The sequence below is a fragment of the Pseudomonas sp. LAIL14HWK12:I10 genome (assembly GCF_900184205.1).
GTDB classification, from domain to species: Bacteria; Pseudomonadota; Gammaproteobacteria; order Pseudomonadales; family Pseudomonadaceae; genus Aquipseudomonas; species Aquipseudomonas kermanshahensis.
In genome coordinates this window covers 18,668-33,916 of sequence record NZ_FXWU01000012.1, presented here as the reverse complement: position 1 = coordinate 33,916, position 15,249 = coordinate 18,668, and the positions used below count along the sequence as shown (strand labels likewise).

The 15,249-nt window shown below is 61.7% G+C and carries 14 protein-coding genes and 1 pseudogene; 3 read left to right on the top strand and 12 right to left on the bottom strand.

What is annotated here, in order from left to right:
- Nucleotides 1–29: 29 nt before the first annotated feature.
- From QOS90_RS23015 to QOS90_RS23005, 3 genes are all read right to left on the bottom strand, one after another.
- Nucleotides 30–833: a retron system putative HNH endonuclease gene (locus QOS90_RS23015; RefSeq protein WP_027594482.1), complete on the bottom strand. Its 804-nt coding sequence runs from the start codon at nucleotides 831–833 to the stop codon at nucleotides 30–32.
- A complete protein-coding gene (locus tag QOS90_RS23010; RefSeq protein ID WP_050580752.1) occupies nucleotides 830–2,212 on the bottom strand; it encodes an AAA family ATPase in 1,383 nt (460 codons plus the stop codon). Before QOS90_RS23010 ends, QOS90_RS23015 begins: the two co-directional genes overlap by 4 nt.
- 119 nt (nucleotides 2,213–2,331) lie before the next feature.
- Nucleotides 2,332–2,706 carry a DUF8742 domain-containing protein gene (locus tag QOS90_RS23005; protein WP_027594484.1) on the bottom strand — a complete coding sequence of 125 codons (375 nt, stop codon included), beginning with the start codon at nucleotides 2,704–2,706 and terminating at the stop codon, nucleotides 2,332–2,334.
- Nucleotides 2,707–2,746: 40 nt separating this feature from the next.
- On the opposite strand from QOS90_RS23005, the gene tnpB reads away from it, so the two are divergent.
- Together tnpB and QOS90_RS23000 are read left to right on the top strand one after the other, a co-directional pair.
- The gene (gene tnpB / locus QOS90_RS27720) at nucleotides 2,747–2,929 is read left to right on the top strand and encodes an IS66 family insertion sequence element accessory protein TnpB (protein ID WP_143491101.1); all 183 of its coding nucleotides are present in this window, start codon (nucleotides 2,747–2,749) and stop codon (nucleotides 2,927–2,929) included.
- A gap of 409 nt (nucleotides 2,930–3,338) precedes the next feature.
- Nucleotides 3,339–5,060 (top strand): SulP family inorganic anion transporter, encoded by a 1,722-nt coding sequence (locus QOS90_RS23000; protein WP_085274110.1) that lies wholly within the window; start codon nucleotides 3,339–3,341, stop codon nucleotides 5,058–5,060.
- Here QOS90_RS23000 and QOS90_RS22995 read toward each other — a convergent pair.
- From QOS90_RS22995 to QOS90_RS22955, 9 genes and pseudogenes are all read right to left on the bottom strand, one after another.
- The gene (locus QOS90_RS22995; protein WP_085274111.1) at nucleotides 5,057–6,073 is read right to left on the bottom strand and encodes a DUF2955 domain-containing protein; all 1,017 of its coding nucleotides are present in this window, start codon (nucleotides 6,071–6,073) and stop codon (nucleotides 5,057–5,059) included. The genes QOS90_RS23000 and QOS90_RS22995 overlap by 4 nt on opposite strands.
- Nucleotides 6,063–7,160 (bottom strand): HlyD family secretion protein, encoded by a 1,098-nt coding sequence (locus QOS90_RS22990; RefSeq protein ID WP_085274112.1) that lies wholly within the window; start codon nucleotides 7,158–7,160, stop codon nucleotides 6,063–6,065. The genes QOS90_RS22995 and QOS90_RS22990 overlap by 11 nt, the downstream gene beginning before the upstream one ends.
- Complete coding sequence (locus QOS90_RS22985; protein ID WP_027594488.1) at nucleotides 7,157–8,677, bottom strand: efflux transporter outer membrane subunit; 1,521 nt, start codon at nucleotides 8,675–8,677, stop codon at nucleotides 7,157–7,159. Before QOS90_RS22985 ends, QOS90_RS22990 begins: the two co-directional genes overlap by 4 nt.
- A 13-nt stretch (nucleotides 8,678–8,690) precedes the next feature.
- Entirely contained in the window at nucleotides 8,691–9,788 is a 1,098-nt protein-coding gene (locus QOS90_RS22980) for an AI-2E family transporter (protein WP_085274113.1), read from the bottom strand.
- 39 nt (nucleotides 9,789–9,827) lie between these two features.
- Nucleotides 9,828–11,024 (bottom strand): monovalent cation:proton antiporter-2 (CPA2) family protein, encoded by a 1,197-nt coding sequence (locus QOS90_RS22975; RefSeq protein ID WP_085274114.1) that lies wholly within the window; start codon nucleotides 11,022–11,024, stop codon nucleotides 9,828–9,830.
- Between the two features lie 36 nt (nucleotides 11,025–11,060).
- A complete protein-coding gene (ppk2, locus tag QOS90_RS22970; protein WP_085274115.1) occupies nucleotides 11,061–11,879 on the bottom strand; it encodes a polyphosphate kinase 2 in 819 nt (272 codons plus the stop codon).
- Nucleotides 11,880–12,117: 238 nt separating this feature from the next.
- Nucleotides 12,118–12,738 (bottom strand): isochorismate family cysteine hydrolase YcaC, encoded by a 621-nt coding sequence (gene ycaC / locus QOS90_RS22965; protein WP_027594492.1) that lies wholly within the window; start codon nucleotides 12,736–12,738, stop codon nucleotides 12,118–12,120.
- 90 nt (nucleotides 12,739–12,828) lie between these two features.
- Nucleotides 12,829–13,848 carry a transporter gene (locus QOS90_RS22960; protein ID WP_027594493.1) on the bottom strand — a complete coding sequence of 340 codons (1,020 nt, stop codon included), beginning with the start codon at nucleotides 13,846–13,848 and terminating at the stop codon, nucleotides 12,829–12,831.
- A gap of 138 nt (nucleotides 13,849–13,986) precedes the next feature.
- A pseudogene (locus QOS90_RS22955) lies at nucleotides 13,987–14,676 on the bottom strand (Fic family protein); the annotation flags it as partial.
- Nucleotides 14,677–14,819: 143 nt separating this feature from the next.
- Here QOS90_RS22955 and QOS90_RS22950 point away from each other — a divergent pair.
- Complete coding sequence (locus QOS90_RS22950; RefSeq protein ID WP_027594495.1) at nucleotides 14,820–15,209, top strand: YybH family protein; 390 nt, start codon at nucleotides 14,820–14,822, stop codon at nucleotides 15,207–15,209.
- The last annotated feature ends 40 nt before the right edge of the window (nucleotides 15,210–15,249 follow it).

Genomic DNA, 15,249 nt, shown 5'->3' with positions numbered 1-15,249 from the left:
TTATCCTCAATATCCGGTTCGTTAGCCGCTTACACTCGAAACCCAATATCAGTCAGGTACTGCTCGGCAGTAGTGCCCAGACAAAAACGAATGGTGGTAAAAAAACCCGGCCAACGTTGACGGTAATAGCGCTCCGCAAGTGAGCGCAAGGCTTCCTCAGGGCGAATGTTCTGAAGGCGCAAGCTCTTCTTATTGCGTTCTATATCCCAGTGAACACGTAAGCGCGCCTCACACAAGCGAACGCAATTGAGATTGAGCATATCGATTGTGTGCTGCACCAACTCCTGGGTACTAGGGTGCTTGTTCCCCGGCAGCGCCGTGCGGGCACAGGCCTGCTCATCGGGAAGCAATCGTCCTGTACTTCTCTCCAGGAAAAACAGGCTTGGGAAAGAAGGTAAATTTATTGGATTGATGACCCAGCCCTCGCAGCTTTCAGCAAGCTTGCCAGTTCCAATCATCTGATCCTTGTAGGCATCACAACTGAGGTTGGACGGTAACGGATCTAGCGCATAGGGCGCCGGCACATGGCGCTGAGATCCGCCCATGCAGACTGCGATCATGTTCTGCCAATCAAGTGCCCAGTTATGGGCCATCGCGGTATCCGATTTGGGATGAAAATGCTCCACTCGACACTTAAGTGAATCATTGTCGCGGATGTCAATTTCACAGTAGCCACACAGTCCGCCCTGCCCATTGACTAAGCGAAACCGGATAGCCTCGTACGCAGTTCGACCAGTTGCGTCGCCCCGCATCTGATCCCAAGTACTCCGCAAATTCCCTGCACGATACCCCGCCAGCTCATCGGGTTCATCAAGCCTAATGACTTGCTTCATTCACCCAACTCCCACTTACGATTCTCAATCTGAAGATCAGCATCAAGCAGTGCTGGCTCCTGCCCCTGATAGCGCTCATCTAGCTTTTTGCGCAGTTCCAGAGCTCGCGGACTACTCCACTGGTCTCTATCAACCAACGCCAGGTACTCCTTCAACTCTTGAGTCGCAAGGCTGGCTGGAGGACGTACTTCATCAAGACCCAGCACCTGCCGAAGCATACGCTCCGGCTCCGAGCCTTCGGTGCCTGGTGGCGCGGAATAGACCTTATTGTCCTTCAGTATGCGGATGCACTCGGAAGGCACGGACGTCAACACTTGCGGGCTATGAGTGGTTATAACGAACTGGATTTGCGGGAATACTTCTCGCAATTGGGTAAGGATGATTTGCTGCCAACGTGGGTGCAGGTGCATGTCCACTTCGTCGATCAGCACCACGCCGCGTGTTTGCCTTGCTGCATCGCCCCCCAGATGAGGGTTGAGTTTGATACAGCGATAGGCGATATCACCGATCATGGCTAGCACACTTCGGATGCCATCGCTGAGTTGGTCAACATCCAAGGTGCCATGTAGGCCATGGCTGAGTACCAACGAGCTTTCCTGAGTTACGCTGAATTCCAACTGGTGCCATCCGGTCGTCGTACTGAGAAAGCTATCGATGGCTTGCTGAACAACACGAACACGATCTTCTGCAGCCTGCAGTTCCTCAACACGTGCGCGCCTTTCAAGCTGGCGAATTTGCTGTTCGCGCAGACTCTGAAATGCCCAGATGAACCATTCCTTGAAGTGCTTGTAGGATGAGGCCGGATCCAGGCAGTTCAGGTAGGCGAATGTGCGGACATAAAAGTCGGTTTCGCGAGTGTCATCTTTGCCTTTCAAATTTTCAGTCAGGCGCTTCTGCGCCCAGAGCCGCCCAGTACCGTAGTAGCCAAATACCGGCAGATCCAAAGTCGGCTTTTCCGGGTCTCGGATTTGATCCTGGACAGCACCAGCCCACTGCCGCATAAACCCAGTATCTCCGTCATCCTTGGTCTTGGTAGCTCTGGCTTCTTTATCTCGATAGCGAACCCATGTAGAGACTGCCCCGCTACCAAAGTCTCCAGACATAGTTACCCGAGCTGGTAACTGCCGGGCCATATCTCCACTGGTCAAACGCAACAGGCGCACGTCATCAATAGCGATAGCGTTACCAGGGTCATTGAATGCATTACGTGCGAGGTCGAAGCTATTGACAAAGGGCCAGAGCGCGATACGAATAGCATCCAACAGGGTTGATTTGCCCTGGCCATTTTCAGCCACCAATACGGTTAGCTGTGAATGCAAGGGGACTTCCAGATCTGCGTAACAGCGGAAGTTTTCCAGACGCAACAGATCCAGCTTCACAGGCTTTCCTCCGGCTTAATCACTAGGGATAACATCTCACTCAAGTAGCATTTGACTCTGGCAATGTCGAACTCCAGCTCGCTCTTGAATGGATGCTTAATGTAATAAAGGCTACTCACCTATCGGCCATCCACCAGTAAATTGGCAAGAATGTATTTTTCGCCCGGATTGTAGCGGGAGAAGATCTCGTTCTTGGTGTGCTCCGCGATCATCGGATCGAATAGATGCGCCAGTTGGATACAACACGCCTTCAAGGCCAGCTTGAATTCGCTAGCTGGGGCATCAACCGCCAGAGCTTTACCAGCCTGGGCCAGCTCAAGGCGGGGCTCGTCGCTGCGAAGCAGTATCTGGTCACCGTGACCACCGGCACATTTCTGGTAGCCGACGCGGACCGCCGAGTCACCAGCCTTGTCGACACTTGTGCCTTTAACCACCTCGTCGCCATGCAGGCCGCGAATCTGAGCGTCTTTTGCGATGTCCTCCAGACTGGCCATTCGAGTTTCTACAAATTGTCAACTTTATCAGTCTACTTGAATGCCGCCGACCTCGTCACTCGACCCTCTCAGAAAGAAAGCCCCGATACACGACGGCTTGGGCATCTGCTTGACGGGACGTCGGCTCCACCGAGGCAAATTCACCTGGCTTGGCCCGCGCCACGGTTCACAAATGAAGCTGAGCACCGAACTGCTACACACCTTGATACCGGGCTCACCATAGCAGAGAGGTTTGGTCAAATGCCTCAGCGTGCGGAGAAAAACGCAACCGCAGTGACAGCAAAGTCACACGCCACTCAAACCGGGCGCTAAACCGGGTATGACACATATCGACCCGTACTAAAACCCAGACCTTATGAGGCCTAAGCGCTCTGACTTCTGGTTTAACGTCTGACGTTCAGCGTTTGCCCGCCGACAAAAGCCTCCGAACGGGGGCTTTTGTGTTTCTGCAGCGTTACGGACGCTGTGGGAGCAGGCTTGCCCGCGAAGCATGCAACGTGGTTTATGGCACCGGCTTCGCCGGTGTTCGCGGGTAAACCCGCTCCCACAGGGCCCGCGTTCGCGACCACCAACTAAGCTTTCTCCAACGGGACCTCAAGCGGTTCATGCCCCCGCCCCCTGGAGCCTGCACCATGCCCGATACGCCCCCTCCCCCACGCTTCGACTGGCAACACTGGCTGCCCGGCGTGGTCACCCTGCTTCACTATCAGCGTGCCTGGCTGCCCAGGGACATCGCTGCCGGGCTGGTACTCACCAGCATGCTGGTGCCCGTGGGCATCGCCTACGCCGAAGCCTCTGGCGTACCCGGCATCTACGGCCTCTACGCCACCATCATTCCGCTGCTGGCCTATGCGCTGTTCGGCCCCAGCCGCATCCTGGTATTGGGCCCAGATTCGGCACTGGCCGCGCCCATCCTGGCGGTGGTGGTGCAGTACGCCGCCAGCGACCCGCAGCGCGCCATCACCATCGCCAGCATGATGGCCTTGGTCGCTGGGGTGTTCTGCATGGTCGCCGGCCTGCTGCGCCTGGGCTTCATCACCGAATTGCTGTCCAAGCCGATCCGCTATGGCTACATGAACGGCATCGCCTTGACCGTGCTGATCAGCCAACTGCCCAAACTGTTTGGCTTATCCATCGACAGCCAAGGCCCGCTGCGTGACATCTGGGGCCTGATCCAGGCCCTGCTTGCAGGCCAGGGCCACTGGCCCAGCTTCGTCATCGGCGCCGGCAGCCTGGCGCTGATTCTGCTGCTCAAACCCTTCAAGCGCTTGCCCGGCATCCTGATCGCCGTGGTGCTGGCGACACTGGCGGTGAGCCTGCTCGACCTGGACCAGAGCGGCGTCAAAGTCCTCGGCCAGTTACCCCAGGGCCTGCCGGACCTGGTCTTCCCTTGGTTGAGCGATATCGACCTGGTGGAAGTGCTGCTCGGCGGCATCGCAGTGGCGCTGGTGTCATTCGCCGACACCAGCGTACTGTCACGCTCCTACGCGGCCCGCCTGAAGATGCCGGTCAACCCGAACCAGGAAATGTTTGGCCTGGGGGTGGCCAACCTGGCCAGCGGGCTGTTCCAGGGCATCCCGATCAGCAGCAGTTCGTCACGTACCCCTGTGGCTGAAGCAGCCGGGGCCAAGACCCAGCTCACCGGCATCATCGGGGCGCTGGCCGTGACCGTTCTGCTGCTGGTGGCGCCCAACCTGATGCATTACCTGCCCAACAGTGCCCTCGCCGCCGTGGTGATCGCCGCCGCACTGGGGCTGTTCGAATTCGCCGACCTCAAACGCATCTTCCACATGCAGCAATGGGAGTTCTGGCTGTCGTTTACCTGTTTTGTCGGGGTGGCAGTGTTTGGTGCCATTCCGGGTATCGGCATTGCCGTGGCGATTTCAGTCATCGAATTTCTCTGGGATGGCTGGCGGCCGCATTTTGCAGTGCTCGGCCGGGTGGATGGCACCCGCGGCTACCATGATGTGCAGCGCTACCCGCAAGCCCGGCGCATCCCGGGCCTGGTGCTGCTGCGGTGGGATGCGCCGCTGTTTTTTGCCAATGCCGAGCAGTTCCAGAGCACCGTGCTGGCGGCTGTGGAACAGTCCCCTACCGCCGTGCAACGTTTGGTAATTGCCGCGGAGCCTGTGACCAGCATCGACGTGACCTCCGCAGACATGCTCGCTGAACTGGACCGGGCGCTGGAGGCGCGCGGCGTGGAGTTGCAGTTCGCGGAGATGAAAGACCCGGTGAAAGACAAGATGAAGCGCTTTGAGTTGTTCCAGCACATGGGGGAAAAGGCCTTTCACCCCACCGTCGGTGCTGCGGTGGATGCCTACCTGGAAGACACCGGGGTCGACTGGCAGCCCTAATGCACCCACTGCCGAGCCCTGCGCCGGTCGATCCAGATCAGCAGGGCACTGGCATACACCGACACCGCCAAGAACAGCGCCATGCGCACGGCGAACGCGCGGTAGACATCCTGCCCGGCCGCGCTGTCCTGCACCGACTGCCCCAGCAGTATCAACATCGTAGTCAGGCAACTGACCCAATAGGCCGGGCTATGCCGCGTCGCCACCGCGCGGTACAGCCGCCGGGCCTGCCAAAGCGTGAACAGCAGCACCCACAGGAAAAACATCCACAGGTGCACGAACAGGCTCAATGCCCCCCACAGCAGGATCGCCAGCAGCCCGGCCAGCAAGGTCGAGCCAATCAGTTCTCGGCTGGCGTTGCGGGCATGGGTCTCGCTGGCCTGCTGACCGAGGCTCACCGACTTCATGATCAGCGGCATGAACGCGTCCGGTGCGATCAGCGCCAGCAAAAAGGCCGGCATGACGATCAGCGTGGCGCGCAGTGCGACCCAACTGGCCCGTTCAGCGGCGAGCGGTGGCGGTGTCGGTTGCACAGGTGCGTCAGCCGGTTCGGGGAACATCACATGCGCCAGCGCCGTGCCCAAGGTTGCCAGGAGCATGCCTTTGGACAAGGCCTCGACCACCGACAGCGCCAGGGTGAAATCGCTGGTGCCCGCTGCGGCGATCATGGTCAGGCCGATCACCAGCAAGTTGGCCAACAGGCCGTTGCCGCCCTTCAGGGCATAACGCAGCACCAGAAACACACCAACGCCGACCATCAGCACACCACTTACCGGTGCATGGCGCAGCAAGGGAATCAGCAACAGGCCACTGCCACAACTCAGCAGCACCAGCACGGCCAACGCCGGTGCCGCGCGCAACGGCAGGGGCTGGCTACGCATGGCCAACAACAGCACCGCGAACACCGGCGCCAAAATCGGCACCGGCAGGCCAAAACCGAAGCTGACCGCCAGGCACAGCGCCACGCCCCAGGCCAGGCGAAGCGCACGCTGGCGCCGCAGCTCAATAGGCATACGAGAGCCAGCTCATCAGCCACATGAACACCCGGCCAAGCACGTTCAGCGGGTTGCCCTCGCTGGGCAGCGCCATCACCTCGGCTTGGCCCCCCACCCGCAAGCCGGACTTGTCTTCCAGCTGCTCCCGGTCAAGCTCGACAATGACCGGAAAGCGTTGGGCCGAGCGCAGCCATTCACGGCTGTTCTGCACGCTCGGCAACGTGCCCGGCGGGTTGCTCTGGCCCACGCTGACGCCATAACCGATGCTGCGTATGCGCCCCTTCAGCACCGTCCCAGGCAGCGCATCGAGCACCACCAGCACCGGTGTGCCGGGGCGCAGGCGGCCGAGGTTGTTCTCGGTCAGGTCGGCGCTGATCCACACGTCATGGATCGCAATCAGGGTCATCATCGGGCTGCCCGCGCCCACGTAGTGGCCCACGTCGGTGCGCAGGTCGGTGATCAACCCGTTGGTATCGGCGCGCACCACCGTTCGCTCCAGGTCCAGGCGGGCCTTTTGCACATTCGCCGCCGCGCTGCGCACCTGCGCATTGTCCGCCTGCGCCCCACCCTGCTGCTCACGTGCCCGCACCACTTCGGCACGGGCTGCCGCGACTTGGCTGATGGCCTGGTCGCGCGTGGCCTGCGCGCCTTCCAGGCGGCGCTGCGAAACCGTGCCGGGGTCTTCCTCGATCAGCCGCTTCAGCCGCTCGGCGTCTTGCCGGGCCTTGCGCTCGTTGGCTTGGGCCGCCATCAACGCCGCCTGTGCCGAGTCGATGCCGGCCGTGTGGGCGCCGATCTGCCGGCCCACCGTGTCGAAGTCGGCTTCGGCGCGAGCCAGGGCAATGCGGTATTGCTCCTGGTCCAGTTCGAACAACACTTCGCCCTTGCGCACTTCCTGGTTATTACCCACGGCCACGCGCTTGACCTGGCCGGCCACCTCGGCGCTCACCGGCACCACGTAGGCTTGCAGGCGAGCCTGCTGGGTGTACGGTGTAAAACGGTCGGCCAGCAGGTACCAGAGCAGGCTCACAGCAATCAGCAGCAATACCCAGCGCAGGCCACGGTCGGGCGCTTGCGCGGGCGATTTTTGCGGGGTGTCGGTCATTTTTGCTCACCTGGTGGCTGTGCGCTGGGGGCAGGCTCATCCAGCAAGTCTCCCCAATCGGTGCGTTGCTGCATCTGGCGACGGGTGGCCGGGTCGATCGGCGCACGGCCTGGGTCCCAACCACCCCCCAGGGCCTTGTACAAGGTCACCAGGCTGCTGACGGCATTGCCGCGGCTGACCAGGTAGCCATCCTGTTGTTGCAGCAGCAACTGTTGGGCGTCGAGCACCCGCTGGAAATCAGCGAACCCTTCGCGGTACTGCGACATGGCCAAGCTCAACGAGCGCTGCGCGGCTTGCGAGGCTTGATCACGAATGCCAGCACTTTGCAGCGAGCGCACCAGGCCACTGGCAGCATCGTCAGCCTCACGGGCGGCTTCGCGCACACTTTGCTGATACAGCTCGATCAATTGCTGCAAGCGCGCATCTTCGACACGCACGGCGTTCTTGCGCCGGCCGTAGTCGAACGGGTTCCAGATCAGGCTTGGGCCGGCGGCGAGGTCAAGCGTGTTGGGCAGGTGGCTGGCCGAGACGAACGTCCAGCCGAGGCTGCCCAAGAGGCTCAGCTGTGGATAAAGGTCAGCTTCGGCCACCCCGACCAGTGCCGATTGTGCCGCCACGGCCTGTTCGGCAGCGCGGATGTCTGGGCGCCGCTGCAACAGGCGAGCAGGCACGTCCTGCAGCAGTGCGCGGTCCGGCAGTGGCAACTGGCCGTATTGCGACTGCAGCTCCGGCAGTGGGCCGGGGGGGCGCCCGAGCAGGGAGCAGAGCACGTTGCGCAGGGCGTTGAGCTGGTTCTCGAACTCGGGGATGGTCGCCTGGGTCGCCAAGTACTGCGTGCGGGCCTGCTGCCAATCGAGTTCGTCATGCTCGCCATGGCGGAACAGCCGCTCGGTGATCTCCAGGCTGCGCGCCTGGCGCTTGGCGTTTTCTTCGGCAATGGCAAGGCGCGCCTCCGCGGTACGCAATGCAAAGTAGGTGTCGGCTACCTGGGCACGCAATAGCAACATGGCATCGGCGTAGTTGGCCTGTGAGGCGAAATACAGGGCATCGGCAGACTCGATGGCGCGGCTGAAGCGCCCCCAGAAGTCAATTTCCCAGGCGATGTCGAACCCTGCGCTGGACTGCCAGAACACCGAATCGCGGGCAGTGTCGGTGCCAGACTGGTCCTGCTTGAGGTAGAGGCTTTGCGCCCGCACCTGCTGCAACTGCGGGTAACGCCCAGTCTGCACGATGGCCAGCTGTGCACGTGCCTCGGCGATACGCAGGCCGGCCACGCGCAGGTTGCTGTTGTGGGCGTCGGCTTCGGCGATCAGCGCATCCAGTGTCGGGTCGGCGAACACCTGCCACCACTGGCGAAAGTCCACCGTTGCATCGCGCCGCCCGGCCTGCTCCAGCAGGGGGGTGCTCCACGGGTCCAGCCAGGCCGTTTGCGGGGGGTGAAAGTCTGGCCCGACCTGGGTGCAGCCTGACAGCAAGGCAACCAGGCCCAAGGCGCGACGCCAGGAAGGTGCAGGCATGCCAGGCCCCGGCTCAGGCCGACGGTTCGACAGGGTTTTCGGGTACCTGCAGCGCGACCCATTGCCAGAACAACACGTAAGTCACGCCAAGAATCACCGGGCCGATGAACAGGCCGATAATGCCTTTGACCACCATGCCGCCCAGTGCGCCGATCAGCACCACAGGCATCGGCACATCGACCCCGCGCCCCAGCAGCAGGGGCTTGAGCACATTGTCAGCGAGGCCGGCAACGAAGGTGTAGACGGCAAACACGATGGTCGCCAGGGTGAAGCCCTCGGCATGGAACACGTAGGCGATCACCGGCAACGTGATCAGCGTGGCCGGCGCCTGGGCAATACCCAGCATGAGGATGGCAATTGCCAACATCCCCGCCCCCGGCACGCCCTTGATAACAAAGCCAACGCCGATCAGCAGCATCTGGATGAAGGCGATGCCGATTACGCCCTGGGCAACGGCGCGAATGGTGGCGGTACACAGTTTGGCAATCGACCTGCCGCGCTGCTCGCCGGATACGCGCATGGCAATGCGCTGCGCCGCCAGCTCGCCACGCGCGCCGAAGGCCATGATCACCCCCGAGATGATGATCGCCGCGATGAACATCAAAAACGCCCCCCCGGCACTGGCCGCGGCCCCCAGCAGCACACGCCCGGCGTCCTTGAGCTGCGGCATCATGCTGTTGAGCACCTCGCTCAGGCTCTCGGATGCTGCCAGCCACAAGGCATACAGGCGCGGCCCGATCAACGGCCAGGAAGCCACCGACTCGGGGGGTGTCGGCACGCTCCAGGCGCCGCTCTTGAGCAGCGTCAGCATGCTGTCCACCGACTCGGTGATCGACACCACCACCAGGTAGATCGGCACCAGCAACACCACCAGCACCAGCAGCACCACCAGTGTCGCCGCATAGCCGTCCTTGAGCCCCCAGCGCCGCGTGATGCGGCCGTGCAGCGGGTACAGCGTGACGGCCAGGATCACCGCCCACAGCATCAGCTCGAGGAAGGGCTGGAACACCTGGAAGGAGAAGATCACCAGGGCAGCCACCAAGCCTGCCTTGATCAAGACATCGAGCAAGCCCTGCGACAGGGCACTGTCCAGCTTGAAACTCGGCTGCATGCTTCACCTCCGAACAGTCGTACGCCGTCTTGGCGCGAATCAGTGGTCGGTTTCAGGCGTGGGGCGGGTGGCGTCGGGGTCGCGCAACTGTCGGCTCAGGGCCATCATCACCAACGGCACCACCGCCATCGACAGGGTGATGGCCAGCACCAACAGGTCATGCACCTGCTGCTCTAGCACTTGGTGCGCAAGCGCGAGCTTGAACACCACGAACGCAAACTCACCGCCAGACGCTAACACCACCCCCAGGCACAACGCCTGGGGCCGGTTCAGCCCACCGGCCGTACGGCCCAAAGCCACCAAAAGCGGCAGCTTGACGCCCACCAGCAACAGCGTGAGCCCCAGCACCGCCAAGGGCATGCCGAACAACAGGCGCAAGTCGGCGCTCATGCCCACGCCGACGAAGAACAGCCCAAGCAACAGGCCTTTGAGGGGTTCGATCTGGGTTTCGAGCTCGTGACGGAACGGCGACTCGGCCATCAACACACCAGCGAGAAACGCACCAAGCGCCATCGAGATGCCGACATGCTCCATCACCCAAGCGGTGCCCAGTACCACCAGCAACGCGGTAGCGGTGGACAGCTCCGGCAACCCGGAGCCGACTGTCCATTTGAAGACCGGGGTCATCAGGTAGCGGCCCCCCACAATGATCACACCGATGCCGACCGCCACGCCCACCAGCGGCCACGTCCCTTCATCGGCGCGGCTGACATCCCCGCCCAGCAAGGGCACCACGGCAATCAGGGGGATGGCAGCAATGTCCTGGAACAGCAGAATCGCCACCGCCAGGCGCCCGTGCGGCTTGCCCAGGTCCTTGCGCTCGGCCAGCACCTGCAAGCCAAACGCCGTGGACGACAGGGCCAGCCCCAGCCCCAGCACGACGGCCGCCGCCTTCGATTGGCCGAACAGCCAAAAGGCGAGCAGGCCCAGCACCGCGGCGGTCAGCCCGACCTGCAACGAGCCAACGCCGAACAGCGCCCGGCGCATGGTCCACAGGCGGCGTGGCGAAAGCTCGAGGCCAATGACGAACAGCAGCATCACCACGCCCATCTCTGACAGGCGTGCGACGTTATCCGGGTTACCCAGCAAACCCAGCACCGAAGGGCCGATGAGGCTGCCGGCCAGCAGATACCCCGGCACGGCCCCCAGTTTCAAACGCTGCGCCAGTGGCACCAGCAGTACCACGGCCAAGAGGAACACCACCGTTGCCTGGAGCAAGCTGCCGTCATGTGGCATAGGTCTACACCCTGTAGGCTCCCCGCGGGGATGGGGTCAGTAACGCGCTTCGACAACCTTGAACGGGTAGTTCACCGCCTTGTACTTGCCGACCTTGCCGCGCTTGGGCAATTTCACGACCTGGTCGCGGGTGATGTCCTTGTAGGGAATGCGGCCGAGCAGGTGGCTGATGATGTTCAGCCGTGCGCGCCGCTTGTCGTTGGAGTGGGCCATGAACCATGGCGCCCAGGAGGAATCCGACGCGGCGAACATGTCATCGCGGGCTCTGGTGTAGTCATCCCAGCGGGTATACGACTTCAGGTCCATCGGGGACAGCTTCCACAGCTTGCGGCCGTCATTGATGCGGTCCTGCAGGCGGCGGGTCTGCTCTTCGGCGCTGACCTCCAGCCAGTACTTGATGAGGATGATCCCCGACTCGACCATCATCTTCTCGAACAACGGCACCACAGTGAGAAACTTGTTGGCCTGTTCATCGCTGCAAAACCCCATCACCCGCTCGACACCGGCGCGGTTGTACCAACTGCGGTCGAAGATCACCACCTCGCCTGCAGCAGGCAGATGGCCCAGGTAGCGTTGCACGTACATCTGGGTTTTTTCCCGCTCGGTCGGCGCCGGCAGCGCCACCACACGGAACACCCGAGGGCTGACTCGCTCGGTGAGGGCCTTGATGGTCCCGCCCTTGCCCGCACCATCGCGGCCTTCAAAGACGATGCACACCTTCAGGCCCTTGGCCACGACCCATTCCTGCAGCTTTACCAACTCGACGTGAAGGTGCTTGAGCGCCTTCTCGTAGGCCTTGCCGCCCAATTTTTCGGGCTGTGCCTGAGGGTCCTTCTTCCTGGCTGACTTCGACATGGCTCGCTCCCGCTGGCGAATGAAGACTCAGTATGGTCGATCCATGGCGGTTTGCCGCTTCGCTTATTACTCCCGCGCCGAGCTTGCTCAGGCATGGCTTGCTCGGTCTCTGCGTGTAGGAGCAGCCTTGCGCTGCGAAGAGGCCGGTGACTGCCTGAAAGATTCACTGTGCTACACCGGCCTCTTCGCAGCGCAAGGCTGCTCCTACACAGAGCCGTCCGCCGTGCGAGGCAGGGCGCTACTTGGCCAGCTTGTCGTAACTGGTCATCAGGTTGCGGTAATCGGGAAGGTGGTTGGAGAACAGCGTCCCCAGCCCTTCGACGTCATTACGCCAGTCGCGGTGCAGCTCGCAGGCCACGCCGAACCAGGTCATCAGTTGTGCCCCGGCAGCCTCCATGCGCCGCCAGGCCGAATCGCGGGTCAATTCGTTGAAGGTGCCAGAGGCGTCGGTGACGACGAACACCTCGAAGCCCTCCTCCAGTGCCGACAGTGCCGGGAACGCGACGCAGACCTCAGTCACTACACCGGCGATCAACAGTTGCTTCTTGCCCGTGGCCTTGACGGCCTTGACGAAGTCTTCGTTGTCCCAGGCGTTGATGTTGCCGGGGCGAGCGATGTAGGGGGCATCGGGGAACTGCGCCTTGAGCTCGGGGACCAACGGGCCGTTGGGGCCGGTTTCGAAGCTGGTGGTGAGGATGGTCGGCAGCTTGAAGTACTGGGCCAGGTCTGCCAGGGCCAGGACGTTGTTCTTGAAGCGGTCCGGGTCGATGTCACGCACCAGCGAAAGCAAACCCGCCTGGTGATCGACCAGCAGGACTGCGGCGTTGTTCTTGTCCAGACGCTTGTATTGGAAGGCCATGGTGAAGCTCCTTGCATCAGCAGATGGGGAGTATCAGCGTAGGCAAGGATCAGAGATGGCGGAGACCGTCAGTCGGGGCGCATGCCGCCGTCAGTATTCACGCCGCTTGCGAAACGCCCAACGCCCCACCAGCACGGTGAAGGTCGCCACCAGTGCCACCAGTACCCAGAAGCCATGTGGGTCGTCCGACAGCGGCACGCCACCGACATTCATGCCGAAGAAGCCGGCGATGATGTTGATGGGCAGCGCCAGCACGGTCACCACCGTCAGGGTGAACAGGGTGCGGTTGGTCTGTTCGTTGAGCTTGGCGGCGATCTCTTCCTGCAGCAACTTGATCCGCTCACCCAGGGCGGTGAGGTCGCTGATCACCAGGGTGAACTCTTCGGTCGCCGCGCGCAGCTGGCGCATGTCCTGTTCCTGCAGCCAGTCCGGTGGGCGGTTGAGCAGGCGCAGCAGGGCCCCAGGCTCGAGCGCCAGCAGGCGCTGCAAGCGCACCAGTACCCGACGCATGCTGCTGAGTTCGGCGCGGTTGTCACTCAGGCGCTGGGACAGCAACTGGTCTTCGATGCGATCGACGCTGGTGGTGGTCTCGCGCACGATCTGGGTCAACACATCGCCCTGGTCGCGCAGCAGATGCACCAGCAGTTCGATGGACGAATGGAAGCGCTCGCCTCGCTTGACCGACGAGCGCAGCTTGTCCACCGAATGCAACGGCTGCAAACGCGCGCTCACCAGCAGTTGGCTGCTGGCGCAGGCCCACAGCGTGGAAATGTCCGACGACACCAGGCCGAAGTTGAACACCACATCGTTGACCACCGCCAACAGGGCCGAATCGGCATGTTCGATACGGGTCGAACGGGAGCCCTCGCGCAAGGTTTCGAAAAACGCCTCGGGCAGCGTCAGGTGGGCGCGCAGCCAGCGCTCGCAAGCGGCATGGGCCAGGTTCAGGTGCAGCCATAAAAATTCGTCGGGCTCAGGCGGTTCGCCGAGCTTGCGCAGCAACTGCGCCGAATCGATCTCGCGACCGGGCTGGCCTGGGCGGAAGGCAAAAGCATAAAGCAGGCCGAACAGGTCATGGTCCTGTTGCGGATGCAGCGCGGGATGACCCATTCGAACTCGCAATGAGGCATTGAGGTTGATGGCAGAAAGGGTGCGGGATGTAGGTTGCAGTTCGATGACAGCGGGTTTGGCGTATGCCGGTCATTTGGGGATAGCCCCGCCAGTTGGCCCATACAAGCGGATCGTCGCTTACTTGGCAACTCGACGATATTGCTGTCTAGGACTGCGAGCAGAATGAGGATCAGTCATTTCGATCAAACCCATAGCAATTGCTGGTTTAAGGTAATTCTTGCTGAATGTGGGACGGTGCGAGAGCCCAAGGCGATCCATCAATTCATTGGCCTTCAATGAAATCCCAATGGGCAGAACATTGAGCAGTCTCGCTACTTGATCGGTTACTTGATCGCCTACTTGATCGCTACCCACTGCTTCGCTGAGGGCTTGAAGCAGTGCTTGGAGCATATACTCGACAAACGGGGTTGCTTCACCAGACTGATCGGCTGCGGCAAGCGCCAAATAGTAGGCTTCTTGCTGCTCACGGATTACCGTTTCTACCGGAAGGTATGCCAGGACTGGTCGCCAACGGCTAAGCAACAGCGTCTGCCAGAGCCGTCCCATTCGCCCATTTCCATCAGCAAACGGGTGGATGAACTCAAACTCGTAGTGAAATACACAGCTGATGATCAGGGGGTGCCAATCGTTTTTTACGAGCCAGTGCAATAGGCCCTGCACGAGCGTCGCGACCCGACTGGCTGGGGGCGCCATGTGCAGTAAGCGTACCCCGCGATAGATCCCTACGCCCCCCTTGCGAAAATGGCCAGCGTCATCAATCAGCCCTTGCATCAGCATACCGTGTGCAGCGAGGAGATCGTCTTGAGAATCCACGGGCAATACGAGGGTAAAGCCAGCCAAACATCACTTCACACTTTCCTGAACTGATTATTTGCCCCCAGCGATTTTTCCCCCCGCCAAGCGCCACCAGAATCGCTCACCACAATCACAAAAAGCGTGAGGCCACTCCCGTGGACCAGACACTCCAGGTACGGCAAGCCGCCGCCGACCTCATCGATGCCTTTGCCAGCAACGACACCGCCCGCTACTTCGCCTGCTTCAGCGAAGACGCCACCTTCCTCTTCCACACCTTGGCGCAGCCGCTGTTGTCGCGTGGCGCTTATGAAGCCGTGTGGGCCCAGTGGCAGGCCGACGGTTTTGCCGTGCTGGCGTGTGAGTCGGGCAATGCGCAAGTGAGCCTGCAAGGTGACGTGGCGATCTTCATGCACGATGTGGCCACGCACATCCGCATCGCCGGTGAAGAGCACCAGCTGGCCGAGCGCGAGACCATCGTGTTTCGCCGCCAGGGCGAGCGCTGGTTGGCCTGCCACGAACACCTGTCGGTCGTCACCACCGCCTGATCCTCTTTTACGCGGCCTTGCCGCTCTGCCATCGCACCCA